Annotated in this window: 24 protein-coding genes and 1 riboswitch; of the genes, 15 read left to right on the plus strand and 9 right to left on the minus strand. The window is 54.6% G+C overall.

Annotated elements, in window-relative coordinates; translation table 11 throughout:
- The first annotated feature begins 160 nt into the window (after positions 1–160).
- Together NSQ73_RS32380 and nfsA are read left to right on the plus strand one after the other, a co-directional pair.
- On the plus strand, positions 161–1,504 hold the full coding sequence (locus NSQ73_RS32380; RefSeq protein ID WP_340990291.1) for an aminotransferase-like domain-containing protein: 1,344 nt from the start codon (positions 161–163) through the stop codon (positions 1,502–1,504).
- A 91-nt stretch (positions 1,505–1,595) separates the two neighbouring features.
- Positions 1,596–2,339 (plus strand): oxygen-insensitive NADPH nitroreductase, encoded by a 744-nt coding sequence (gene nfsA / locus NSQ73_RS32385; protein WP_340990719.1) that lies wholly within the window; start codon positions 1,596–1,598, stop codon positions 2,337–2,339.
- A 102-nt stretch (positions 2,340–2,441) separates the two neighbouring features.
- Here the strand turns inward: nfsA and NSQ73_RS32390 are convergent, their stop codons facing one another.
- Positions 2,442–3,776 carry a glycoside hydrolase family 30 protein gene (locus tag NSQ73_RS32390; RefSeq protein ID WP_340990293.1) on the minus strand — a complete coding sequence of 445 codons (1,335 nt, stop codon included), beginning with the start codon at positions 3,774–3,776 and terminating at the stop codon, positions 2,442–2,444.
- Between the two features lie 359 nt (positions 3,777–4,135).
- Between NSQ73_RS32390 and NSQ73_RS32395 the strand changes: the two genes are divergently transcribed.
- The 4 genes from NSQ73_RS32395 to NSQ73_RS32410 are packed head-to-tail and all read left to right on the plus strand — an operon-like array spanning position 4,136 to position 7,586.
- The gene (locus NSQ73_RS32395) at positions 4,136–5,044 is read left to right on the plus strand and encodes an ABC transporter ATP-binding protein (protein ID WP_340990295.1); all 909 of its coding nucleotides are present in this window, start codon (positions 4,136–4,138) and stop codon (positions 5,042–5,044) included.
- A 2-nt stretch (positions 5,045–5,046) separates the two neighbouring features.
- A complete protein-coding gene (locus NSQ73_RS32400) occupies positions 5,047–5,784 on the plus strand; it encodes an ABC transporter permease (RefSeq protein ID WP_340990720.1) in 738 nt (245 codons plus the stop codon).
- 6 nt (positions 5,785–5,790) lie between these two features.
- On the plus strand, positions 5,791–6,987 hold the full coding sequence (locus NSQ73_RS32405; RefSeq protein ID WP_340990297.1) for a sensor histidine kinase: 1,197 nt from the start codon (positions 5,791–5,793) through the stop codon (positions 6,985–6,987).
- Positions 6,984–7,586, plus strand: a complete 603-nt coding sequence (locus tag NSQ73_RS32410; protein ID WP_340990299.1) for a response regulator transcription factor — start codon at positions 6,984–6,986, stop codon at positions 7,584–7,586. The genes NSQ73_RS32405 and NSQ73_RS32410 overlap by 4 nt, the downstream gene beginning before the upstream one ends.
- Before the next feature lie 539 nt (positions 7,587–8,125).
- Here NSQ73_RS32410 and NSQ73_RS32415 read toward each other — a convergent pair.
- The 8 genes from NSQ73_RS32415 to NSQ73_RS32450 all read right to left on the minus strand — a co-directional run bounded on the left by NSQ73_RS32415 (position 8,126) and on the right by NSQ73_RS32450 (position 16,403).
- Positions 8,126–8,971: an ABC transporter ATP-binding protein gene (locus tag NSQ73_RS32415; RefSeq protein WP_340990301.1), complete on the minus strand. Its 846-nt coding sequence runs from the start codon at positions 8,969–8,971 to the stop codon at positions 8,126–8,128.
- A gap of 89 nt (positions 8,972–9,060) precedes the next feature.
- Positions 9,061–9,822 (minus strand): ABC transporter permease, encoded by a 762-nt coding sequence (locus NSQ73_RS32420; RefSeq protein WP_340990303.1) that lies wholly within the window; start codon positions 9,820–9,822, stop codon positions 9,061–9,063.
- Complete coding sequence (locus tag NSQ73_RS32425; protein ID WP_039299512.1) at positions 9,819–10,112, minus strand: thiamine-binding protein; 294 nt, start codon at positions 10,110–10,112, stop codon at positions 9,819–9,821. Before NSQ73_RS32425 ends, NSQ73_RS32420 begins: the two co-directional genes overlap by 4 nt.
- A gap of 52 nt (positions 10,113–10,164) precedes the next feature.
- Entirely contained in the window at positions 10,165–11,250 is a 1,086-nt protein-coding gene (locus tag NSQ73_RS32430) for an ABC transporter substrate-binding protein (RefSeq protein WP_340990305.1), read from the minus strand.
- Between the two features lie 131 nt (positions 11,251–11,381).
- Positions 11,382–11,492: riboswitch (TPP riboswitch) on the minus strand.
- Between the two features lie 72 nt (positions 11,493–11,564).
- Positions 11,565–12,965 (minus strand): hypothetical protein, encoded by a 1,401-nt coding sequence (locus NSQ73_RS32435; RefSeq protein ID WP_340990307.1) that lies wholly within the window; start codon positions 12,963–12,965, stop codon positions 11,565–11,567.
- Positions 12,959–13,552 (minus strand): sigma-70 family RNA polymerase sigma factor, encoded by a 594-nt coding sequence (locus NSQ73_RS32440; RefSeq protein ID WP_340990308.1) that lies wholly within the window; start codon positions 13,550–13,552, stop codon positions 12,959–12,961. The genes NSQ73_RS32435 and NSQ73_RS32440 overlap by 7 nt, the downstream gene beginning before the upstream one ends.
- Before the next feature lie 135 nt (positions 13,553–13,687).
- Positions 13,688–15,148, minus strand: coding sequence for a hypothetical protein (locus NSQ73_RS32445; protein WP_340990309.1), 1,461 nt, complete (start codon positions 15,146–15,148; stop codon positions 13,688–13,690).
- Positions 15,149–15,194: 46 nt separating this feature from the next.
- A complete protein-coding gene (locus NSQ73_RS32450) occupies positions 15,195–16,403 on the minus strand; it encodes an MFS transporter (RefSeq protein WP_171720292.1) in 1,209 nt (402 codons plus the stop codon).
- 161 nt (positions 16,404–16,564) lie between these two features.
- Between NSQ73_RS32450 and NSQ73_RS32455 the strand changes: the two genes are divergently transcribed.
- The 9 genes from NSQ73_RS32455 to NSQ73_RS32495 all read left to right on the plus strand — a co-directional run bounded on the left by NSQ73_RS32455 (position 16,565) and on the right by NSQ73_RS32495 (position 25,442).
- Positions 16,565–17,002, plus strand: a complete 438-nt coding sequence (locus NSQ73_RS32455) for a pyridoxamine 5'-phosphate oxidase family protein (protein WP_042133062.1) — start codon at positions 16,565–16,567, stop codon at positions 17,000–17,002.
- A 296-nt stretch (positions 17,003–17,298) separates the two neighbouring features.
- Entirely contained in the window at positions 17,299–18,336 is a 1,038-nt protein-coding gene (locus tag NSQ73_RS32460) for an EAL domain-containing protein (RefSeq protein ID WP_340990311.1), read from the plus strand.
- Between the two features lie 97 nt (positions 18,337–18,433).
- Positions 18,434–19,108, plus strand: coding sequence for a winged helix-turn-helix domain-containing protein (locus tag NSQ73_RS32465; protein WP_171720290.1), 675 nt, complete (start codon positions 18,434–18,436; stop codon positions 19,106–19,108).
- Positions 19,105–20,538 carry a sensor histidine kinase gene (locus tag NSQ73_RS32470; protein WP_340990313.1) on the plus strand — a complete coding sequence of 478 codons (1,434 nt, stop codon included), beginning with the start codon at positions 19,105–19,107 and terminating at the stop codon, positions 20,536–20,538. The genes NSQ73_RS32465 and NSQ73_RS32470 overlap by 4 nt, the downstream gene beginning before the upstream one ends.
- A gap of 96 nt (positions 20,539–20,634) precedes the next feature.
- On the plus strand, positions 20,635–21,546 hold the full coding sequence (locus NSQ73_RS32475; protein WP_042133070.1) for an ABC transporter ATP-binding protein: 912 nt from the start codon (positions 20,635–20,637) through the stop codon (positions 21,544–21,546).
- Positions 21,543–22,259: an ABC transporter permease gene (locus tag NSQ73_RS32480; RefSeq protein ID WP_340990315.1), complete on the plus strand. Its 717-nt coding sequence runs from the start codon at positions 21,543–21,545 to the stop codon at positions 22,257–22,259. The genes NSQ73_RS32475 and NSQ73_RS32480 overlap by 4 nt, the downstream gene beginning before the upstream one ends.
- A gap of 2 nt (positions 22,260–22,261) precedes the next feature.
- On the plus strand, positions 22,262–22,999 hold the full coding sequence (locus tag NSQ73_RS32485) for an ABC transporter permease (protein WP_340990316.1): 738 nt from the start codon (positions 22,262–22,264) through the stop codon (positions 22,997–22,999).
- Positions 23,000–23,216: 217 nt separating this feature from the next.
- Positions 23,217–23,582, plus strand: coding sequence for an ArsR/SmtB family transcription factor (locus NSQ73_RS32490; protein WP_039299548.1), 366 nt, complete (start codon positions 23,217–23,219; stop codon positions 23,580–23,582).
- A 405-nt stretch (positions 23,583–23,987) separates the two neighbouring features.
- Positions 23,988–25,442: a transposase gene (locus tag NSQ73_RS32495; protein WP_340986072.1), complete on the plus strand. Its 1,455-nt coding sequence runs from the start codon at positions 23,988–23,990 to the stop codon at positions 25,440–25,442.
- Positions 25,443–25,525: the final 83 nt, after the last annotated feature.

Here is a 25,525-nt window from a genome sequence, read left to right on the forward strand (position 1 = left end):
TCTGTTACTTTAAAATTAAAGGGAATTCAGCAGCAGAACAATACCGCCTTTCCGCTACTGTACCGGTACAGTTGGTTGTTTCCTGTATAATAATTGAAGAGTAATAGAGGTATCATGAACAGCAGGCCGTGGAATGAAGGCGACGGGAGGCGGGGCAGGTATGAAAAAGTATCATGAGGTTGTATTAGAAATGGAGAAGCGGATGAAGGAAGGACAGCACCGTCCAGGGGAAAAGCTGCCTTCCGTGCGCAGCGCCGCAGCATCCTACGGCTGCAGTGTCAGCACCATTCTGCGGGCTTACGGGGAGCTGGAGCGAACACATCTGATCTATTCGATTCCGCAGAGCGGCTATTATATGGTGGAGAAGACGGAGGAAGCCGGGCCAGCCGGGGGCAGCGGAACAATTGATTTCGCTTCGGCATCGCCCGATCTGAACGTATTTCCGTATCTGGATTTCCAGCATTGTCTTAACAAGGCGATTGACCAGTACAAATACAACCTGTTCACTTACGGGGATGCGCAGGGACTGGATTCGCTGCGCCGCACGCTGGTGTCTCATCTGGCGGAGTATCAGGTTTTTGCCAAGGCAGAGCGGATTATCATTACTTCGGGAATCCAGCAGGCATTGGAGATTCTGGCCAGAATGCCGTTCCCCAGCGGCAGGACGGAGATCCTCGTGGAACAGCCGGGGTATGATATTTATCTGCGGTATTTGGAGGCGGAGGGACTGCCTGTCAGCGGAATCGGCCGCTCCGCAGCCGGCATTAACCTGCGGGAGCTGGAGGAGCGGTTCGCAAGCGGCAGGTTTAAATTGTTCTATACCATGCCCAGGTATCATAATCCGCTCGGGACATCTTACAGCACAGCAGAGCGGCAGGCTATTGCCAGACTGGCCGGCAAATACGATGTGTATATCGTTGAGGATGATTACATGGCTGATCTGGGTGCCGGACGGCAATTTGATCCTGTATACGCGTATGACCAGACTTCACATGTGATTTATTTGAAAAGCTTCTCCAAAATCATCTTCCCCGGCCTCAGGCTGGGGGCGGTTGTGCTGCCGGAGCCGTTGCTGGAGACGTTCCGCGCCTATAAAGGATACACGGACACCTCCCTGTTATCCCAGGCAGCGCTTGAGGTATACATTAAGAACGGCATGTATGAGCACCACAGGCACAAAATAAAAGCGATGTACGCCAAAAGAATCCAGGCGGTGTATGAGGCGCTCCGGCGGCACAATACGGAAGGTTTAATTGAAGCATCTGCGGAGAGCTCCGGCGTCTACATGCAATTCAAATTGCCGGTAACCGTGAATCTGGAACGGCTGGTCAAGCGGCTGGGAGAGCGGAAGATCTGCATCGTATCCGGTAATGGATTCTATTTATCGGATTACCGGAACCGGGACAAGTTCATACGCATCAGTATTTCCCGCGCCGGGCTGGACCAGATTGATGAGGGGATCAGGGGCATAGTCCAGGAGGTGAAGCGGGGGGGCGGATGGTAGCGCGAAGGCCCTCCTGTTGTCTGGATACTAAATTGTGTTCATAATATTCCTATATAACTGTGAAAAGAGAGGCGAACCTACTGTGAAACCTGTGAATGAAACTCTTGAGCTGTTGAACCGTCATACCTCCGTCCGCCAGTTTCAGGACAAGCCGGTCAGTGACGAGCTGCTCGCTGCCATTATCGGGGCGGGCCAGATGGCCTCGACCTCCAGCAATGTGCAGGCTTATAGCGTAATTGCCGTAACGGAGCCTGCACTTAAAGCGCAGCTGTCCGCCTTATCCGGTAATCAGGCGTATATCGAGCAGTGCCCGGTCTTCCTGGTCTGGTGTGCCGACCTGTACCGGCTGCGTGAGGCGGCGGCTCCCCATCTGCAGGGGGCGCCATCCTATGAGGACAGTACCGAGAATCTGATCGTCGCTACCATTGACGTTGCGCTCGCGGCGCAGAATGCTGCGGTTGCCGCCGAATCACTCGGTCTAGGCATCGTGTATATCGGCGGCGTCCGCAATAATATTGCCGCGCTGTCTGAGCTGCTGGGCCTGCCTGAGCTGGTCTATCCGGTATTCGGCATGTGCCTTGGTTATCCCGCCGCCGTGAATGGAGTGCGGCCGCGTCTGCCGCTGCAGGCCGTGCTGCATCATAACGGCTATAATGCCGAAGGAGCAATACAGCAGGCCGGGGTGTACGACGGAATCTCACGTGACTATATGCGTGAGCGGACCGGCGGCCAGAGTGAGGCCTCGTGGTCGGAGATCATGGCGAAGCGCCAGGCCCAGCCGTCAAGAATGCATATGAAGGAGTTCCTGCTGGGCAAAGGGTTCATGCAGAGATAACCGGTTAAAGTGTGTGACTGAAGCTATATGGATAGCAGCAAGAAGCCTTCCCCCTTAAAGAAAGGGCGAAGGCTTCTTGCTGTTTACAGGATTCAGCCCTCTCTAAGACGGATTGCCGTACCACTTATATGTCATCACTGACTTGGCGGGCACATTTACGATAAACGACTGGCTGCCCCATTGTATCTTGACGTTCTTGGCCGAGGTCTGCGGATTATAAGCGACAACTACCTTGGAGCCGTCGGGATTCTTGAACGCCACATTCTTCAGGTCGTTGCTGGTGTTGCTCTGGATGCGGTAAGCACCCGGAACGACAAATTTGCTGAAGTGGCCCAGCAGATAATATTGCTTGGTATAAGTGACATTGTTCTCCGGGTTGCTGTTTGAATTGTCGGAGTTCTGAATGGTGACCATGCCCCGGTTGGTATTGTAGGCGGACAGCAGGGCAGGACCGTCCTTCTGATCAAGTGCGGCGTTCCAGAGAATAACCGATTTGGACCAGTTACGTGTAATATTGATGAATTCAGTGATCATGTTGTCGAAGCCCTGGCTTGTGCCGTTCTGCGGATCATTCCAGGTGCCGAACCCGCCCTCTGTGAACCAGATGTCTTTATCGGGATGGGCATTATGCATGGAGGTCATCTGCGAGCCGTCGCCGCTGTCGTAGTGATGGAAGGCGCTGCCGGCGATATAGCTTGCTTTGCCGGAGTTTTTCAGATTCTGAACGACCGTATTGGGGAAGCTCCAGTTCAGATAATTATGGTCAAAAGCAATGATCTTGGTATTGATCCCGGCATTCTGCAAGGTTGGGCCCAGGTAGTCTCCGATGAAGCCGGTCTCATCCTGCTCGTTCATGCCCATCGAGGGGTAAGCCCCGGTTTCATACATGGGCTCGTTCTGTACGGTGACGGCATAAATGGGAATTCCCTGGGTCTGATAGGCCTGAATGTATTTTTTGAAATAATCGGCGTAGGTCTGATAGTACTCAGCTTTGAGCTTGCCGCCGTTCAGGGTGCCGGAATACTTCATCCAGGCCGGGGCGCTCCACGGTGAAGCAAATACCTTAATGCCGGGATTCTTAGCAATCGCCGCTTTGACCATTGGAACGATATAAGGCAGATCACGGCTGATCGTGAACTGGCCGAGTGAGGTGTCGCCGGCCGTGTCATCATACGTGTAGGCCGACCAGGTGAAGTCCGAGCTGCCCATCGGCTGCCGCAGCACACTCAAGCCAATACCGGTGTTGCCAAACAGCTTCTCCATCACCTCAGCCCGCTTGGCGGCATTCAGCTTATAGTTCAGCAGCCAGGCGGAGGAGTCGGTCAGGGAAACGCCGAATCCGTCCATTTGCTGATAGCTGGTGCCTTCGTTAACGGTAATTGTATAATCGCTGCTTCCGGTGGCGGAGCTGAAGCTCTTGTCTCCGATGCGGGTCAAGCGGGCACCAGTGCTTAATCCGACAGCCGGCTCCGTATTCGGATCCGAGGTGGATATCCATACCTCTGCCGTTTCCCCTGCAGCCGAAACCGGTTGCGGCGCAATGCCTGCGCTGCCAGTCCAATTCTTTTGATCATACCTTAAACTCCTCTCGATTATGCATAAATGTAATCGCTTACTTTTATTGCAGGATTATCTTAATTCAATCCTCCATAAAAATCAATAATTTCCTCAAAAAGTTATTTATCCGGGTGACAGTTGTCACCTTGAACGAATGACAGTCCATACTGATGTTCACTTTCGGCCTCCTGTACTATAGAAATATAGCCGGAGGGCATATGGATACGGAGGGATACAGGATGGATCATGTGATCGAAATGAAAAATGTCAGCAGAAGCTTCCAGGATAAAAAAGCGGTGGATCGCGTCAGCTTCACCATTAACAGAGGTTCCATTACAGCAGTGCTCGGGCCTAACGGAGCAGGTAAAACAACTACCTTGTCCATGCTCCTGGGGCTGCTTGAGCCCACAGAAGGAAGTGTACAGGTATTCGGTTTTCCGCCCAAAGACGCCAGGGTCCGGGAGCTTACGGGAGCGATGCTGCAGGAGGTGAGTGTGATGGACCGGTTAAAGGTCCGGGAGATTCTATCCCTGATCCGCAGCTATTATCCCCAGCCGATGGAGATGGAGGTGCTGCTTCAGGCCACGGGGCTTGCCCCGGCCGATCTGAGCCGCTACGCCGAGAAGCTCTCCGGCGGCCAGAAGCGCAGTCTCAGCTTCGCGCTGGCGCTGGCGGGTAATCCCGATCTGCTGTTTTTTGACGAACCGACGGTTGGGCTCGATACCACCGCCCGGCGCCGTTTCTGGGAGAAGGTCCGGGGACTGGCAGACCAGGGCAAGACGATTCTGTTCACCACCCACTATCTGCAGGAGGCAGAGGACATCGCTGACCGGATTCTGCTCTTCAGTCACGGCACCCTTGTGGCAGACGGCAGCCCGGAGGAGATTAAGGCCAGAATCGTGAGTAAGTCAGTGTCCTTCCTGCCGCTCGGCGACCCGGCGGTGCTGCGCGGACAGCTGCTGGAGCTGCCTGAGGTTGAAGCCTGTTACGAGAAGAACGGACGGCTGCATGTGACGGCGGAGAATACGGATGAGGCGCTGCGGGCTATTTTTACAGGCGGGCTAGCGGTGAAGGATGTTGTGATTGACCAAGGAAAGCTGGATGAAGCGTTCGAGCAGTTGACTATGAGCCAGGAGGCGGCGGTATGATGATGAAGCAAATGATGGCCCAGTGCAAAGCGGAGCTGCTGCGGATTATCCGCAATCCCTATTACGTGTTCTGGTCGCTGCTGATGCCGATTATGTTCTATTTCATTTTTACGAGAGTGATTAATACGGGGACAGATGATACGCAGGAGTGGCAGGCGCACTACCTGATGTCAATGGCTGCCTTCAGCGTTATGGGCTCGGCGGTCATGACCCTCGGCACCCGGCTGGTGCAGGAGCGGACCCAGGGCTGGAATACGTTCATCCGCATTACTCCGCTGCCGGGCACTGTTTATTTTCTGGGGAAAATGTTCGGCCAGACGGTGATGCATCTGTTCTCCGTATTGTGTATTTTTGCTGCCGGATATCTGATCAACGGGGTGTCGCTGACGGCAGGACAATGGCTGCTTAGCGGTCTGTGGCTGCTTGCAGGCTCGCTGCCTTTTCTGGCGCTGGGTACGATTATCGGCTCAATGAAGCGGGTGGATACGGCGAGCGGGGTCAGCAACGTGCTCTATATGGCGCTGGCGGTGGCGGGCGGGATGTGGATGCCCCTGGATATTATGCCGGATGTAATGCAGCGGATCGGCCGCTGGCTGCCTTCGTACAATTACGGAGACGGTGCCTGGGAGATTGTGGGCGGAGGGGTTCCGCAGTGGAATTCCGCGCTGCTATTACTCGGATACCTCGCAGTTTTTATGCTATTATCGGTCTATATCCGAAAAAAACAGGAAGCGGTGTAATGTACAATGGCACGTGAGCAGTTCCGGTTATTTCCGCGCAGATTTGGGTTCTACCCGTATATTTGGCTGATCTATCTGGTATTCCCGATCTTAAATCTTCAGGGCTATAGCGGATACAAATTACTTGGGGGATATGCGCTGGTGGTGATTTTCACGGTCGCCTACCGCCAGCTCTACTGGACAGAGGGCAAGACCTACTCGGCCTGGCTGGGACTGCAAATGCTGCTGATCGCAGTGTTATGTATAGTGTACAGCCCTTTCAATTTCTATATGGGCTTCTTTACAAGCAATTTTGTCGGCTGGTATACCGATCTGCGCAGGTTCAAACGGGCCTTTGCTGTGTTCACGATGATGGTTGTCGGTCTGGCACTGCTGTCTTTTAGCAAAATGTACGGTACAGAATGGCTATTCCTGTTTCCCTTTGTCATGATGATGCTGATTACTCCTTTTGGGATCCGCTCTATGAACCGCCGGCGGATGCTGGAGAAGGAGCTGGACCAGGCCAATGAGGTTATCAAGGAGATGGTCAAACGTGAGGAGCGGATGCGCATTGCCCGGGATCTGCATGACACAATGGGCCATACCCTGTCGCTGATTACGCTGAAGAGCCAGCTGGTTGAGAAGCTGGTTGAGAAGAATCCCGAACGGGCGCAGGCGGAAGCGCGGGAGATTCAGCGCACTTCACGTGCTGCGCTGCGGCAGGTGCGGGAGCTGGTCTCGGAGATGCGCGCGGTCTCTGTTGCCGAAGAGCTGGCCGAGGCCGGGGAGATGCTGCGCAGCGCGGAGATTCGGCTTGAAGTGGACGGAGATGCAGCGCTTCCGGGCGTATCTGATCTGACGCAGAATATTCTCAGCCTCTGCATCAAGGAGGCCATCACGAATATTGTGAAGCACAGCGGTGCGAACCTGTGCCGGATTGGCATCGGGATGACGGCTGGGGAGGTGCGGATCACGGTGGAGGATAACGGAGTTGGCGCCGGGCTGCAGGACAGGGGAGCTGAGGGGGCGGCGCAGCGCCGGGACGGCAACGGAATGAAAGGGATGGCGGAGCGGCTGGCCCTGATTGACGGTTCTCTGACCCTGGGCCCGGGAACGGGCAGTAGCATAGGGTCAGGAACAGGAACTGGGACAGGGGCAGGAACATTGTTAACTGTGGTGACGCCAAGAGTAGTTAAGGATAGAAAGGACGGGGAAACGGCATGATCAGCATCGTAATTGCCGAGGATCAGCGGCTGCTGCGCGGAGCGATGGCTTCACTGCTCGATTTGGAGGATGATATCGAAGTGGCCGGGGAAGCCGGAGACGGGGCAGAGGCACTGGCCCTGATTGAACGCCTTCAGCCGGATGTATGTCTGATGGATATTGAGATGCCGCTGATGAGCGGTCTTGAGGTTGCGGAGATCCTGAAATCGCGGGGCTGTGCCACCAAAATCATCATCCTGACGACCTTCGCCCGTCCCGGCTATTTCGAGCGGGGCGTGAAGGCCGGGATTCTGGGCTATCTGCTGAAGGATGAGCCGGTGGACAAGCTGGCGGAGGCGATCCGCCGGGTGATGGGCGGGCACCGGGAGGTGTCCCCCGAGCTGGTCTTCGGCAGCCTGCGGGAAGAGAACCCGCTGTCGGAACGGGAGCGGGAGATTCTGAAGCTGGCCGGCGCGGGCCGGAGTGCCGGGGAGATCGCCTCGGCACTGCATCTCTCCTATGGTACCGTCCGCAATTACATCTCGGAGATTCTCGGCAAGCTGGAAGTGAAGAGCCGGATTGAAGCGGTGCGACTGGCTGAGGAGAAGGGCTGGATGTAGGCCGGGGCATTGGATGTAACGGGTTAAATTGTAGATGGCCTGGATGAACGGTGGAGCCGGATTTACTGCCAGTTCTGTTGTACTTTGTACAGCAGAACTCTGCAAAGATGGAGTTTTTGGACGAATATTCAGAAATCTGTTGTACGAAATACAGCAGAATGGGATTTATCTCAGAATATTGGGAATTCTGTTGCACCAAATGCAATCACTGGGACAATTGAGCATCTTAAACTCACGCTGAATAGGCAATATGTTGTACGTAATGCAACTCTGGTACCCCTATAATAGGGTGTTTGGGAGAATTGTTGTACGAAATACAGCAATTCTCCCGCTAAGCCGCTTGGAGAAGGAGAAATGCTGCCTTTTGTACAACAATCTTGGATCAGGGGCCGGGATAAGGAGGGGAATGTTGTATTTAGTGTAGTGCAGGATTTCTCCCAAACTCCACGAAAATGTGACTCCCCACCGCAAACGGCAGGTCATCGGAAAATGTGAATAGCTAGGTTCAGCTTATATGGGCCGAATAGCGGCGACTCACGTCAGAGGCTCTTAGCCTGCTCCTCGCGCATCCACAGCGAGAGCTGGCGCTTGAGCTGCAGGAACTCCGGCGCATCGGTGATTTCATCGCGGCGCGGACGCGGGAACGGCACATCTACGGTATGCAGGACGGAGCCGGGACGTCCGGAGAAGACATAGATGCGGCTGGAGAGCAGCAGCGCTTCTTCGATGTTGTGGGTGATGAACAGCACGGAGCGGCGGTTCTCCTCCCACAGCTCCAGCAGCCAGCGCTGCATCTGCTCGCGCGTCAGCGCATCGAGCGCGCTGAACGGCTCGTCGAGCAGCATCAGCTCCTGCGGAGCGAGCATGGCCCGCAGGAAGGCGGCCCGCTGCTGCATGCCGCCGGACAGCATATGCGGATAAGCGCGCTCGAATCCGCCCAGGCCGACCTTGGCCAGCCAGTGGCGCGCGGCTTCGCGCGCCTCCGCTTGCGGCGCGCCCTGCAGCTCGGCGCCGAGCAGGACATTGTCCAGTGTGCTGCGCCACGGGAACAGCGCGGGCTGCTGCGGCATATAGCTGATCTTGCCGCGCTGCCCGGTAACCGGGATGCCGTCCATGCTGACGGTTCCGGCGTCCGGCAGCGTCAGGCCGCCGATAATATGGAACAGGGTGCTTTTGCCGCAGCCGGAAGGACCGACAATCGATACGAATTCCTGCGGCTCTACCGTCAGCGACACCTGATCCAGCACAGGCGTCTCCCGGCGGCGGTGCGTGAACGATTTGGAGACGCTGCTGACTTCAAGCGCAGGCGGTGTGCTTCTGGCCTCGTCAAGGCTGCTGCCGGGGACGTCCTTCTTGAGCTGTACGGTATTCGTGAGTGGAGACACTTCGGTCAGCTCCTTCTATATAGAATTTTTGTACTTAAGGCTTTATCTCAAACGTGCTCAGTATAGCGTGTATTGTTACCCTGTGCGTGTTAAGCTTCCTTGCGCGGTTTCCAGCGCACGAGCCATTTCTCCAGCAGGGCAATCAGCGCGAACAGTACCAGACTCAGCAGCACGATAATGACAATGGCCACGAACATCCGGTCCGTGCGGTAAGAGGCCTTCTGCAGCAGCATATAATAGCCGATCCCTTTGTCCGCTCCAATCCACTCGGCAACCACTGCGCCCATGACGGCATAGGTCGCGGAGATTTTGAGCCCTGAGAACAGGGAGGGCAGGGAGCCGGGAAGCTCCAGCTTGGTGAAGATCTGCCAGTTGCTTGCGCCGGCCATTTTCATATAGTTCAACATTACCCGGTCGCTTTGCGCCAGCCCGCCCATGGCCGCTACGGCAACCGGGAAGAAGCAGACGAGGGTGATCAGGACGATTTTGGGCAGCAGGCCGAAGCCGAACCAGATAATCAGCAGCGGTCCAAGGGCAATGGAAGGCACATTCTGGCTGAGGATCAGCAGCGGGTAGAGCGCTCTTTTGAGCCAGGGCAGCAGATGGAGCAGCAGAGCCACAATGAGGCCGATGCCGGTGCCGACCGGGAAGCCGATCAGGGTCAGCCGCAGCGTTGCGGCCGTATGCGCCCAGATCCCGGAGGCGTTGCCGCGTGATTCACGCGCGATATCGGACGGGCTCGGCAGCTGCCAGGCCGGGATATGGAACACCGATACCGCAATTTGCCATGCGCCCAGAAAAAAGATGACCGCCACAAGGGGCGGCCAGATTTGTCTCCAGGTGCTTTTCACGGCCGGTATTTCTCCGTCAGCTTGTCCATGCTGATGCCGCTGGGATTATGGGCGATCTTGATCTGGGAGATCACGCTCGGGCTGCCGGAGGCAATCAGTGCCTCATGCATCTGACGTACAACTTCCAGCAGCTCCGTGAGCTCGCCTTCCATGGTAGTATCAAGCGGATTCACCTGATGCTTGACCCCCGACTTTTGAATTACCTCAATCGCAGTGTCCACGTAAGGGATCGAATCCTCATTGTTTGGAGTCTTGGGAATTACCTGAATGCTAAGCAGTGTATTAGCCATTTATTATTCATTCCTCTCATGTAAGTTAGTGTCAGTACTATTCCACTCGGTGTTATGGGCCTTCCGGCAAAAATTCATTCGTAAATGTACTTGCGGCATCGAGCGGTTTGTCCAGCAGCTTCAGGCCGTACATCCACTCGGCATAATTCTGCCAGATTTCAAGCTTCTGCTCCCCCCAGCGGGCGGCATCGTCCTTGTATTTCGGGCTGAGCCATTTCTGGCTGGCCAGCACCAGCTCGGGATCAAGATCAGGCACGGCATCAGACAGGACCGTGGCCGCTTCTTCCGGATGATCGATCGCGTATTGGTAACCTTTCGACGTAGCTTTGAGGAAAGCCTTCACCACTTCCGGATGCTCGGCGATTTCCTTCTCACTGGTGGTCAGCACCGGTGTGTAGTAATCCAGCTGCGGCGCATAATCCTTCAGGTACAGCATATCCAGCGGCTCGCCGCGCAGCTCGGCTTCGATCCCGGTCCAGGCGTAGAAGATCCAGGCGAAGTCGATATCGCGTTTCACCGCAGTGAAGAAGTCAGCTTCACCGATGTTCACCAATTTAACTTTGGAGACGTCTCCGCCATCGGGGTCCATAATGGCTTTCATGGCTGCTTCTTCCGCAGGAGAGCCCCAGCCTCCGTAGGTTTTGCCTTCAAAGTCTTTCGGCGTCTTAATGTTGCGGTCCTTCGGAGCGGCAAAGCCGGAGGTATTATGCTGAATGATAGCGGCGATGGAGACGAGCGGCACATCCTGCAGACGGGCCAGGGTGAGCGCCTCCTGTGCACTGATGCCAAACTGTGCTTCACCGGAAGTAACCATGGTGTCAGATCCGGCTGCACCCGGCTGCACGATCTCCACGTCAAGACCTTCCTCAGCGTAATATCCCAGCTCCTTGGCGGTATACAGGCCGGTGTGATTCGTGTTCGGCGTCCAGTCCAGCGCAATCTTAACCTGAGTCAGCTCTTTAGGCGCGTCGGCGGTACTGGCGGCTGCGGTTGCTTCAGGTGCAGCGGTGCTATTCCCGGCGGCAGGTGTACTGCCTCCGGCATTGCTGCCCGGGTTGACGTTCCCGTTGCCGCATCCGGCCATCACGAGCACAAGCATAGAGCTGAGCAGCAGCGGTAAAACTTTTTTGACTCCCATTTCTCTTCTCTCTCCTTCCAGCAATCCCTAGTCTTCCAAAATTCAGAGTAACCCATACCAAAAAGCGCCCCGGAGACCGGGACGCCAGTTACTTGCGCAAGGTGAGTTCAACTTCAGGCCCATGAAGGGGCTCGGGGTTGAATGAAGATTCCTACGCTGGCATTATCCAGATCAGGTATAAGGGTCAGTATCTTGTGGGATACAATCTCAGCCGGCCAATTCCAGCACCCCTGGTTCTATGAAGTTCACGGGTATTGCTATGTTCTTACGGTGTATTATAGACGCCAGCTTCCTGGTTGTCCAGCCTCCCCGTTCTAATCTTCGAGCTTTAGCGGCAGAATCCAGGGGCCTTTGAGCAGGAATTGAGGCTCCGACATTCTAAAACGCAGCGTATCCGCGCCGGGCTCTGCATCCAGAAGAAGAGTCTTCAAGATTCTTGGGAATGTCTCGGTATCCTGCCAGCCGTATGAATATTTGTCCCCAGAACCCGGGTAGCGGATGAAGAAATGCGTCAGTGACTTTGCCGCTTCGGGATCAAAATTCATATCCACATCAACGCTGACAGCCGTCCCGCTGCTGCGCTCAATGCGGGTGAATTCTACCGGGTAACCGGCGATCTCAGCGGTAATGTGGAGAGGCGCACTCTCCCCGCTGGCGGGCAGCGGCAGAACGACCTCCCGGGAGAGTGCCTTCCGTTCCGCTATTTCGATGTAAGGGATGACGACCCTGTAAGACTGTTCTTCAGCTGATGCCAATTCCCGGAACGAGAACTCCGACGGGTAGACCATGGTTGAAGGAGGTTCAACCTTCGCTTTGACTCCCTCTGCATTCTCGACATACAGGCCATTCCAGGATACCAGCGGCTCCAGTGAATAAGAATGGACGGCGGAGAACGAATCTGGAAGGGCCGGAACTAATTCAACGCGGACAAGTCCGTCATCCAGACGAACCGGAAAAGCCGTAATCCGCACTTCCTGGTGCACATCGCTTGCGCCTAAATGCTGCAGATCATCGGCGGTCACCGGTGCTTGAAGCACCAGTGGCCCGACTGCTGCTCCATGGATATACAAAGTAACCGGTTCAGCGGTTTCAAGCTCCAAATTTCCGGGAAGTGCAGTGCTGTAGCTTGCATACCAGTCTCCGGATGCAGAAGACCGCATATTGGAAGTAAAGGTATAACGGTCCCCTCCGATGTCTGCCTGAAATTCAGTAATGACGGGAGTCTGCTGTCCCCGCAGCGTAATGGTCCCGCTGTTCTCCTGCAGAAGTACGGCATTGACTGTCAGCTCTCCCTTGCCTGCGGTAACTGTGTAGGGCTTCTCCAGAACATAAAGCTGACTGCCCGGGCTGCTCTCCAGAACAGTGCCGAAGCCGGGCAGGAAGCTAAGGGCATGCTTTAGACCTGCCTGGGCGTCAGGGGAGAACGCCAGCAGGCCTGCGGCCATAAGGATCGCGGCCGCCGCCGCTCCAATAGCTGCCCGCCGCCGCGGCTTGCGGACAGCAGCAGGCAGTTCAGGCGCCGGTTCAGTCTGAATAAGGTCGAGGGTACGGCTCTTGATCCGCTCAAGCGAAGCAATCTCTTCTTTAGACCCGGGTACCGGGCTGGACTCAGGCTCCGACAGTAATCCGTCCAGTGCAAGTTCAGCCTCGCTGAATTCCAGAAGATCGAGCTGATCAAATATGCTTTTCTCGCCGCTGTTCATATCCTTTACCATGACCCGAGTTCCCCCTTTCCATCTTCGCCAGTCAGATGTATAGCCTGCTTCAGCATTGTCCGGCAGCGGTACAGACGGCTCTCGACAGCTTTTTTACTGAAGCCAAAGGCCGCAGCCAGTTCATCCAGACTCTCGTATAGGTAATACCTGCGCAGAAACAGGCTGCGGTCCGGTTCACGGAGCTGCCCGATATAGCGGAGCAATTCCCCCGTTGCCTCACGTTGTAGAAATTCCTGTTCGGTGTTGGTCCCGCTCTGCATGTTCAGTGCTGCTTCGTTCAGCGTCCTGCCAAGTCCCGGCTGCAATTTACGCCTCAGATCCAGCGCCTTGTATTTTGCGAGCAGGAATATCCAGGTGCGGAAGGAAGCGCGTGACGGGTCGTAACGTCCGATATTGATCCAGGCCGCCAGAAACACATCGCTGACACATTCCTCGGCATCCTCTGCACTCCCGCAGCCGGCCAGAATACGCTGGACCAGTCTGTGCACATCGGGTCCGTAGAAGTCGATGGCATCCGCGAGAGCTTGCTTATCTTTAGTTCTGAACCGGCCGGGCCAGTCCAGGCTGTCATGATCATTACGCGTCATAGGAACCTCCGGCATTTCTTTTCATGAGTAACCTACTAAGAAGTCGTATATGTATTACTACGCATGCCGGCGGCAAGATCACTCAGAAGAATTGTGAAGTGAATAATAAAAAAAGCCGCCGTCACCGGCAGCCCCTCAATCCTTATCATAGAACCGCTTCTTACGGCGGCTGCGTATTCCGTTCCACGCCTCCCGTAGCGTCAGGCCCAGACTGACTGCGATCCCGGAGAAGGTGAGGAACAGCGCCAGGTACTCAAACGCAGAGTACTCCAGCATTTTGCTCCAATTGATCGGTGCCTTCAAATCCTCAATGACCTGATTCATCCCGTAAATCCCGCTTATTACCGTAAATACAGTCAGGACCATCAGCAGCGTATCCCGGCGTTTGGCCTGGAATTTATCCTGATACTGGAACAGGTCATTCAAGGTCATCTTCACTTCATCGAACAGGGCGTCATTGCCGTAAACCTTGCGCAGCTGGAAGAAGATCTCCCGTCCCTGCGACTGCGAAATCAGCTCCAGAAAGTAGAATTTGGCCGAGAACTTATTAATCAGGAAGATCAGATTCTCGATCTCGTCATAATCGTGGTTGATGCGCAGGCGGGAATGCAGATTGGCCAGCTTCAACAGCACGATTTTATGAAAAATACTCAGCAGCAGCCCGTAATAATACTCCCCGTACATCTGATTAATCAGCTGGGTGGCGATGTCAGTTTCGGCCCGGCTCAGGCAGCAGAAGGTCTGCTCATTGGTCATATAATAGGTGTCCGGCCCCCAACGGCTGTAGCAATGCTCAGAGGTATACTGTTCGATATATTCGGGATCGCTGGCACTGGTATAAGGTTTACCCTCCATATTCAGCCCATCCAGCTGGGAGGCACGGTAGCGCAGCTCGATACTGATCTCATCCGATTCTTCCCCGCGGTTGAAGCCGTAGAAAGCCTGGACCAGCATCCGTTCGTCCACGAAAAAAGGCAAAGTCTCGAAATACGCGCCATCGATCTCCGCAGGGTCGAGAAACGGCTCCAGCCCGGCAACCAGATTCTTGAACACGAAATCCTCCACCTGACCGAAAGACTTCTTATGACAATGGATATAAGTCTGTTTATCCTGATAAGACACATCCTCCAGCGTACGGAAGCGGTCAGCGAATTCCAGCGCAGTGCTGTAGGTGAGGTGCTCCTCCTCTATGGCTACTCGTACAGTCAGGAAGCCCAGCTCAAACGGGCACAGGAACACATCCGTGGACAGCACGCGGAAATTCACGGATTGAAACGGCATTTCAAGCTGGCACTGCAGATTGTTCACCCGGGAAAAGCGGCGGAAGGAATCAGCATCCTTCTCACGCGGAAAGAGGACATGAGCGGCAAACGGCAGGTAGCTGCGCTCCATTTTCTCATGGGACACGCAGTAGCCCTCCCCGTAATAAGCATGCTCAAGATCCTTGTTATCAAGAAAAAAACGCGTAAACCCGCCCTGCTGCAGACGCCCGATCAGCTCTTTGTCCTGCCCGGCCTTGATGGAGAAGGGGAAAATGAATTGCAGTAATGCAGTATGCAGTGTGGGTTCGGGTCTCTCGGAGTGCAGCTCAGCCATATAGGGGTTCCGTCCTTATTCACAGGATATTAATCTCGTTGCTATATTACCCGATTTTCCAGGCGGCCACGCTAAGCAGGAATAATACGGCGGCAAAAGCGGCCAGAAGCCCCGATGTCTGGGCCACCTGCATATGGTCCATGGACCAGCCGGTCAGCAGCGGCAGCACCGCGCCGCCGATTCCGCCCGAGGCGATCATGATGCTTGGCGTGGATTCCTCCGCACCGGGCAGCAGCTTGCTTGCGAAGACCAGGGCGATGGAGAAGATGCCGGACATGAACAGCCCGAGCAGCAGAATGACGGCGAATGCGGCAATCCGGTGCTCTGCGAACGGGAAAATAACCAGCAGCAGCAAAGCGGCGAAGCAGCTGATGAGCACATAGATGCGGTAGGAAATCCGCTCGGCAACCACACCGGCGAATAGTCTGCCCGCCGACATAGCCAGCCAGAAGAAGGTAACCGTCAGCGCTGCCGCAGCTTCACTCATGCCAAGCTTGGCGATGAAGATCGCCGGCATGAAATTGACCAGACTCATCTCGGTACCTACATAGAGAAAGAAGAAGACGATGAACAGGCCAAGCAATACCCACTGTTTACCTTTGTAGGGCAGGCGTCCGGATTTGCCGGCGGCGGGTACTGTTGCACTTGCTGCTGCATCTGCGGAGGCCGCGGCAGCGGCAGGGCGTGACGGCCGCTCATCCAGCACACGCTGGAGCGGACCGAAGCTGCTCTTCGCCCAGAAGAGCAGCGAAACCAGAGAAAAGGCGGCAACGATCAGGAAAGCCAGCCTCCAGCTGCCGGCGGCAATCAGCGGACTTGCGGCCAGCGGCATGAGCAGCGCGCCTACACCGAATAGCACCTCCAGCCGGCTCATGGCAATTGCCGTTCCTTCGGTAATCGCGGCGATAATAATCGTGCCGATGACGGCTTCGATCATGCCGAAGCCGAAGCCTGCAGCTATCGCGATCACGTACATCCAGCCCCAGGGCGGGAGGAAGGCGTAGGCCGTTTCGGCGCAGACCAGCAGCCCGGTGGCGATCAGGATGCCCCCGCGTTTGCCGAAGCGGCGGTTCAGCAGCGGCGAGACCAGCACACCGGCGAGGAAGCCGCCGAACTGGCTGAAGATCAGCTCGCCTCCGGCACTGTAGCTGCGGTCATAATGCTGGAGCAGCACAGGCAGAATAGAGCCCAGCACCACATGGGCAAGGCCGATGACGAAATAGGAGAGACAGCCGATCCAGATTAATTTTTTCAAGGGGAGAGACTCCTTCTGGGTGAATTTATGAACATAGTCCGGGATTCATTATGAACCGAACGGGTACACTATAATAAGCACAGTTTTTATAATAAATCCAAACTGCGGATGTGAATATATAAACTTATATTCACATGAATTCGAAAGGAGCTTTCTCGTCAATGGATAACAAAGAGCTGGAGAAAACGATCATACAGGTGCTGGATGACAACAAGTTCGGGTCCTTCGGCACGATAGAAGCCGGCAACAAACCTAAGGTGCGTTATATGGCGGTATTTCATGACGGATTGAACATTTATCTGGCTACGAACCGCAAGACCCATAAGGTAGAGGAGCTTAAGGATAATCCGAATGCTTGTCTGCTGCTGGGTTACGAGCAGGGCGGCGGCAAGGATGTGCTGGAGATTGAGGCTACAGTAGCTGTCACCAAAGATGAGGGTTTGCGTTCGAAAGTATGGAACACTTCCTTGGAGCAATGGTTCAAGGGACCGGATGATCCCGATTATGTAATCCTGGAGCTCTCCCCGACACGGATTGAATATATGGGCAAAAATAAGGAACACGGAGTATGGCAGGGGGCTGCTGCGGTATCCAAGTAAGCAAGCGGCGGTACTGAAGGGACCCAGTCCTTTATAATAATAGAGGTAATGTTTATGATCAGGCCTTTCCTGAGCCTTAGGGTTCGGGAAGGGCCTTGCCGCGTTGTGCAAATATAAGAAGTTACAGGTTTCACACGATAACTTATCCTTCTATTTCCCGCTGAAACGGTACCGTCCTTACAAAAGGACGGCAAAGCCGTTTCCACTTGTGCATGTCCGTAAATAATAGATGGAACATGGGAAATCATGCTATACTTGCCTCAGTATTTTGACATCCTGAGGCGGAGGCGATTGCCATGAATTGTGTTGACTGCGCTGACATAGACCCGATTGAAGATGAAGGGGAGCTGAAGCTGCGCCCCTATTCTGTTTCGCTTGCCGCTGCGGTAAGGAATGCAGGATATGAAGTATTCGGGACAAGCAGGACCTGTATCATTCCGTACCGCTGCAAAGAAGAGTTGCTGGAGCTGTTAGGACAGCTGGAGGTATTCGAGCAGCAGCAGCAGATCTCCTTGTCCTTATGCATTAAGAGCAGAGGAGCCCGCATTACTCTGGAGCGCTGGCTGACTCTGGATCAGCTGAAGGTCCGCTTTTCCAGCGAGAATCTGGTTTCGATTATTATGAGCCATGATTTCTGCAGCCACATGCAGCCGATTGTGAATTTCTCCGAAGAGATTATTGGCTTTGAACTGCTGCTGCGGCCGCTGCCGCAAGGGAATCATTTTCAGCCGTATGAGCTGTTTGAGATTGCCCGGCGTACAGGATTCCATTCCTTTCTTGACCGCGCGGCCAGGATTTCAGCCATTGAGACAAGTACAAGAATGCTGCCGAAGGGCATCAAGCGGTTCATTAACTTCCTGCCCTCCTCTATTTATAATCCCAAGTATTGTCTCACGCATACGTTCGAGACGATTCAGCGGCTGGATCAGAATCCGGAGGATTATGTATTTGAAGTGGTGGAAACGGAAAAAATAAACGATATGCCGCATCTCCGCGCCATTTTTGCCGAATACCGCCAGCAGGGTATGCTGGTTGCGCTGGATGATGTGGGTGCGGGGTATTCGACTGTAGAAGTGATGTCCAGCCTGCAGCCCGATTATGTCAAAATCGACCGCGATTTGATCAGCTTCTGCGATCAGAATAAGGACAAGCAGAACGTTCTGCGGGATATTATCTCCCGGGCCGGGGATTTCGGTGCAAAGGTGCTCGCCGAGGGAATCGAGCGCCGGGAGGAGTTTCTCTTCTGCCGTGACCTCGGCATGGATCTGGGGCAGGGGTATCTCTTCGGGAAGCCGGAAGAGAAGCCGCCGGCACATTTCGGATTCAGTGCCTGAATCAGCAAGATCCATTCTCCCCGGAGCGCAGTCTTGAAGGCTGCCTGCTTCCGGGGATTTATTATGTTATTTGAAGGAGAGAGGGGAGAGGTTCTGCGTGGGTGTTACAGTACTATATGTAGAAGATGACCGTGAGATTGGCAACGCAGTATCTGCGGATCTGCGGGAACGGGAGTATGCTGTCCGCTGGCTGGAGAGCGGAGAAGGCGCGCTGGAAGCGGCTGAGGGCTGCCAGCTGGTGATACTGGATGTGATGCTTCCGGGACTGGACGGGTTCACCGTCGGCCAGCGGCTGAAGCGGGTATACCCGGAGCTGCCGATCCTGATGCTCTCGGCGCGTACCTCCATTGACGATAAGCTCCAGGGGCTGGAATTCGCGGATGATTATTTAACCAAGCCGTTTCATCCCGATGAGCTGGCAGCCAGGATTGAAGTCCTGTTAAGAAGAAGCGGCACGGCTGCCCCTGCTCCCTTGATTCTTAAGCATCTGGTGGTTAGTCCGGGCAGCAGTGTGGTTACGGAAGCCGCAAGCGGACGGGAGATCATGCTTACCGGCAAGCAGTTCCAGATCTTCTCTTATCTGCTGCGCCATCTTGGCCAGATTCTGACCAAGGAGCAGATTTACGAAGCCGTCTGGGGCGAAAGCTATATCGAAGGCGACAAGACACTTATGGTACATATCCGGTATCTGCGCGAGAAGCTGGAGCTTGATCCGGCTGCGCCGGAGATTATTGAGACGGTCAGGGGTATCGGTTACCGGGTGAGAGGATGAAGAGGGCGGGGCGTTTCCAATTTCTGCGCCGTTCCCTGCTCTTCCGGTATCTGCTTATTATTATTGCTGCGCTGTTGTTTATTCCCGTTGTTGTCCCCCTTACTATTATTCTGTACAGCACCTTTGGCGGATTCACCCGTGAAGATCCCCCCGAGGAATATGCGCTGTATTCAAGCGTCGATAAGCTGGAAATTATATGGCATGAGGAAGCGCGTAAGCTGCTTGGACAGCCGCCGGAGGGGATCACTGAGCGTCTCCGGGCTCTGAGTGAAACCTACCATCTGGCCCGCATATTCTGGGTAGATAACGAGGGCAGAACGCAACTGATCACGGTACCCTCAGGTCCCCCGCTGCTGGAGGGCGGCCATGCCGCCAGGGAGGTTCCCTCTTATTGGACAGCCGCCGACACGGTGTCCTTCATGAAGGATAGCGCAGCGCTTAAACCGCTGGCGATTGTTGCTTTTGTGGGGGATCAGGCTGCAGCGGGAGCGGGCTTCATGGTCATGCAGATTCCGGAAGTAATCACGAATGTGAAATACGCCCAGGGTCTGAATACATGGTATATGGTAGTCATGATGATATTCTTCATAGTCTTCATCGGCAGCTCCTGGTTCTTCTTCATTATGATCCGCAGAAGGCTGCTGCGGCTGCAGACCGCTATGGTTTTTACCGGACGGGAGGGTCTTCCTAAGGCGGTTATTCCGGGCAAACCTGATGAAATCGGGCGGCTTGAGGAGGCATTCAATACGATGGTGACAGAGCTTGCCGCCAGCCGCTCCAGAGAGACGGAAGAAGAGGGCCTGCGCAAGCGCCTGGTTGCCGACCTGTCACATGATCTGCGAACCCCGCTCACCGTGATCCGCAGCCATCTGCATGTGCTGGGCAAGGAGGATTTATCGGCGCGCGGCCAGGAATCCCTTGAGCTGATGGATCAGCGGATCGAGAGTCTCGGAGGGCTGATTGACAATCTGCTGGCCTATAATCTGCTGAACAGCGGGCGGATGATGCTCAAGCTGGAGCAGAAGGATGTGCTGAGACTGCTGCGGGAGAGCGCTGCGGCCTGGTATCCGCTCTGGGAGAAGGAGGGGTATCAGATTGAGATTGATCTGGAGGCAGCGCCGCTCTACTGGAATGTTGATGTCAGCTGGTTCCGCAGGGTGCTCGATAATCTGTTCCAGAATATTCTGCGTCATGCGCGCAGCGGTCTATATGTAGGCATTTTTACAGAGATCCGCGGCGGTAACCGTGTCCTTGTAATCTCGGACCATGGCGGCGGCCTGGACGGGAGTACCGATTCCAAAGGGGCGGGCCTTGGCCTGTCCATTGTTGATCTGCTGCTCAAGCGGATGGAGCTGGAATGGAGTATGGAGAGTACGGGGCAGGGCACCGGGATTACAATCTGGAAGCGGCTGCCGGACCGGAAAATTTAAACAAAATGCCGGACCGGAAAATTTAAACAAAATTTAAACTTGCTGCTTCCGCGCTTTTAACCTTGGGACGTTATGCTGAATACCGAGGTGAAGAGAATGAAGGATACAGTAATAGAAACAAGAGCTCTGCTTAAGGAATACCGTGGCCGTGCGGCCGTGAAGGAACTGAATCTGAATATCAGACAAGGGGAAATCTATGGATTCCTCGGTCCGAACGGCGCCGGCAAAACAACAACGATCCGTATGCTGCTGGGTCTGATTAAGCCGACCTCCGGCAGTATCGAAATTTTTGGCCGGGAGCTGCGCCGGAACAAGCTGCAAATCCTGCGCAAAGTAGGCTCTCTGGTGGAGTCCCCTTCCTATTACGGGCATCTGAGTGCCCTGGACAACCTGGAGGCAATCCGCCGGATTCTGGATGTGCCGAAGCCGCGCATTGCCGAGGTGCTGGATATTGTCTCGCTTACCGGGGAAGAGAAACGGCCGGTCAAAGGCTTCTCGCTGGGCATGAAGCAGCGGCTGGGCATTGCCGCTGCGCTGCTCGGCAGCCCGGAGCTGCTGATTCTGGATGAACCGACCAACGGGCTGGACCCGTCGGGCATTCAGGAAATCCGCTCACTGATTAAGCGGCTGCCGGAAGAGCAGGGAATTACGGTTCTGGTATCCAGCCATCTGCTGAGCGAAATTGAGCAAATGGCCGGAACCGTCGGCATTATCCGTGAGGGGCAGATGGTCTATCAGGATACGATTGCCCATCTGCAGGAGCAGGCGGCAGGCAATCTGAGCCTGGCGGTATCGGAGCCGGAGGCTGCGCTGGTGACTGCACTGCGGCGCGGGTGCGGCGGTGAGCTGCAGGAGGGAAGGCTGATCCTGCCCCGGATGAGTGATGCCAGAGTATCGCTCCTGGTCAAAGAGCTGGTCGAAGACGGCCATGCGGTCTACAGAGTGGAAGAGCACAGACAATCGCTGGAGGAATTCTTCCTGCAGGTAGTTGGGGGAGGGCAATCATGATGTGGCGTGCGCTGTCAGCGGACTGGCTCAAGATCCGCGGCAAAGGCTTATGGTTCCTGGTGTTCCTCGGACCGGTCGGCCTGGTTGCCATGCAGGGAGTGAATTTCGGGCTCCGCTATGATTATCTGCGGGAACAATACCAGGCGGATTTGTGGGGAGGCCTGCTTCGCAATGTGTCCGATTTCGTGCCGGTAGCCCTGTATCTCGGCGGGACACTGGTCTGCTCGCTGATTGCAAATATCGAGCATCAGACGAGTTCGTGGAAGCAGCTGCTGGCGTTGCCTGTCTCGCGCACGGCTGTGTTCATGTCCAAGCTGCTGATCTGCCTGATGCTGCTTGTGGTGTCTTGTCTCCTGCTGTCGGCAGGGACCGTCTTCCTGGGTCTGCTGCTCGGATTCAGTACGCAGCCCATTCCTTATACGGATGTCCTGCGGATAGGATTTGCTTCTTACGCAGCGGCTATGCCTGTCATTGTGCTGCAGCTGTGGCTGTCCTTGTCCAGCCGTAACCAGACGCTTCCCGTATCTCTGGGTATGACATTGTCTCTGCTCAGCCTGTTCTCGGTATTCCTCTCCGAGTGGATTCCGTTATCCTGGCCTTCCCTGGCCTGGAATGCTGAGCATCCCTGGCTATTCAGCGGAGCAGGCCTGCTCCTTGGAGTCATAGTGCTGCTGCCGGGAGCCCTGCATTTCGCCCGAAAGGATGTGGCCTGAAGATGAGACCATTCATGCGAATTATGTCTGCGGAGCGTCTGAAGATGTCGGGGTCCTGGGTCTGGCTGCTGGTGCTGATCAGCCCGCTGATCGCCTTGGCCGTCGGGGCTGTCGCAGACCGGCAGCCGGACGGGGTATTCACCTGGCAGGTGTTGCTCAGTGCCATGTCGGTTATTCACGCCATGTTATTCCTTCCGGTGCTCTCGGGCATCTTTGCGGCTCTGATCTGCCGCAATGAGCATAGTGACGGCGGCTGGAAGCTGCTGCTTGCCTTGCCGGTTAGACGGACCTCGGTATACCTGGCCAAATATACAATGGTTATGGCGCTCCTGGCTGCTGTGCAGCTGCTGTTTCTTGCAGCTCTGCTGGGGATGGGATTGTACCGCGGTGCAGAAGGAGCGATTCCCTGGGAACTGCTGCTGACCAGCCTGTTCGGCGGCTGGTTCGCCTGCCTGCCGCTGGCTGCGCTGCAGCTGGCCGTATCCCAGGGCTGGAGCAGCTTTGGCGCTCCTCTTGCGCTAAATGTATGCTTCACCATCCCCAATATCCTGATCGCGAACTCAGCAACATACGGGCCGTATTATCCATGGGTGCAGCCGATGCTTGCCATGTCGCCTTTCGGGGAGGACCGGTTCGGCGCGTTCAACCTGCCTGTGGAGAGCCTGATGATTGTAGTGTCCGGGAGCCTGGCGTTATTCCTGGGAGCGGGTTTGTTCTTCTTTTGGCGTAAAGCGGTATAAAGCCCGGGTTATTGCGGAGTAGGATATAATATTTGTGCGTGTGATTATGCTGATATTTCTAATTTTAGTTTGCTTCTGCTTATACCAGTTATGTGCTGTCGCTCCTGTTCTACATTTCTCTCCATGGACATTGACCGCAGTTTTTTCTATAATTAATCGTAGAAGTAACTATTAACGGCCGGTGAAGCCGGATAAGCATATGGAGGAGGGCGAGAGCATGGAGCCAGCGGCACTTGAAGAATGCGACAACACATGCAATGGTTCCGAGCTGGAACCGGAATCTATGGCATTGATCCTGCCTGACCGCGGGACTACAGACAAGATGGCGGAGATGTTCAAGGCACTCGGCGATCCGACCAGAGTACGGCTCATTTACGCTTTATCCCAACAAGAGTTATGTGTGCATGACTTGTCGTCGATCCTGGATATGGGACAGTCCGCTGTTTCCCACCAGCTCCGTTACTTGCGCAATTTGCGGATTGTGAAACGCCGCAAGGAAGGCAAGACTGTATTTTACTCGCTGAATGATGCACATGTGGAGCAGATCTTCCTGCAGACCCATGAGCATATCCGGCATGAATAGATAGTTCTGAACATGAACAAGGGAATGTCCCGGCAGCTGCGAATAGGCTGCTCGGGGACATTCCCTTTTTGTATTACGGGGTGAATGAACTGCTTCGAGCTAAATCCTGTACGAAATACAACATTCCGCTCAGTAAAACGGCGCTAATTGAAAATTGTTGTACATAATGCAGGATTCTTCCTCTTCCAGGCGGATTAACGGGAATATTCTTGCATTTCATACAACATTCCTCCCCTACACCCTGATATCTATGAACCCAAGTTGCAATATGGAGACAATTTCATAATTCCAAACCCTTGCTGGGAGCGGTTTTTTTGAGCATAGAAAAAGGAGTACCTCCCCAAATTCTCGAAGATATAGGTGACGAAACCAACACCCGAGAATGAAAAGAGGTAATCCCTATCTATGTCTATTCGACAAGAAGAGCTGTTTTCCTTTGAGGAATTGCTCCTGATGCACCCAGAAGATAAATATAGTCAAATCTTTGAACACTTAAATCTGGCACCGGTCTTGTTGGCACTGGGGAAAAAGAACCATCGCGGACGGCCGGAAAAACTAAACGTACCTGCCATGATCTACTCGCTGCTTATCGCAAAAATGGAGAACATTGAGTTTGTCTCTGCATTGACCCGCCGACTGACCCATAGCAACGAATTTCGAGTACAGTGCCGGTTTAGTGGCTCCGACAATATTCCAAGCCAAGCCTCGTATTCCCGTTTGATTCATGCGCTGGAGCAAACGGGGATGCTTGAAAAACTTCAGGATACCTTGGTGACGTCTGCCCTAGAAGAAGGCTTTGTGACCGGCACACATATTGCCGTGGATTCCTCCATGGTCGAGGCTTGGGATTGCCAATTTAGCGAATCGGCCTCCAAGCGCCGTGCGGCTCGCCGGGGGCAAAAGCCAAGCGAGGCTCCAGGAGCCGAGCAACTTCAGTTCGAACTTCCCGAGCCTGAGCCTAAGGCTGAGAACGAGCCGCCAAAGAAACCCGTGTACACGAAGCGTGGACGGCCGTCTAATGCTGAAAAGGAACGCCGACGTCAAGAACTGGAAGCCTATGAACAAAGTCTTGGACCGTTTCAGAAAACCATTGAAGCGATGTTGCCCTACACGTATGACGAACTGTTGGCTGCGTTGCCCCGGCATGCCGCGCGTTGTGACAAGAAAAATACGAAGGGCCGAATGACCAGTTACTACGGGTTCAAGGCGAATTTGCTCGTCGATACGGACTGCCAGTATATCCTGAGTGGCCTCTGGAGCTCAGCGAATCCGAATGACCAGCGCATGGCCGTCATCCTTCTCAAAGGCCTGCTCCTGAAGTTTCCTATGCTGAAGGTAAAGCATATTTTGGGCGACAAAGGATACGACTGCGCGGCCATCTACCAGCTGATTCATTCGTTAGGCGCCTATCCGGCGATTCCCATGATTCACCACAAAGATCCGCCCGAGGGAATGAACCTGGATTACACTCCGGTATGCTCACAAGGGCACGCCTACCGTTACGACAGTTTTGATGCCAAGTACGAAACGCTGAAGTATACCCGGCCGAGCGAGTGCAAAGGCTGTCCGCTTTCCGGTTCCGGCTGTCAAAAGGTATTTAAAATCCGCATACAAACGGATTTACGTAAGCATACCTATCCCGCAAGAGGGAGCGAAAGCTTTACAGAGCTTTACAAAAAGCGTACGGCAGTGGAGCGTGTTTTTGCCTATCTCAAAGAGTATTTTGGAATGAAACGCACACGTCACCGCGGCGTCCGGGCAAGTGTCGATTTCCAGCTCAGTACGCTAGCTTACAATCTGAGTAAATTTGCGTTAGACAAGTTGAACCAGCAGTTGAGAAACTCCCAGCAAGTGGCCTAATTTTTAAAAAACGACCTTGGATTTTGGCCAAGTCTTGCTATTCAGCCAACTGAATTATGAAATTGACTCTTATGTACAACAAT

Origin of the sequence: Paenibacillus sp. FSL R10-2736, from assembly GCF_038000245.1 — a bacterium.
Classification (GTDB): Bacteria; Bacillota; Bacilli; order Paenibacillales; family Paenibacillaceae; genus Paenibacillus_AQ; species Paenibacillus_AQ phytohabitans.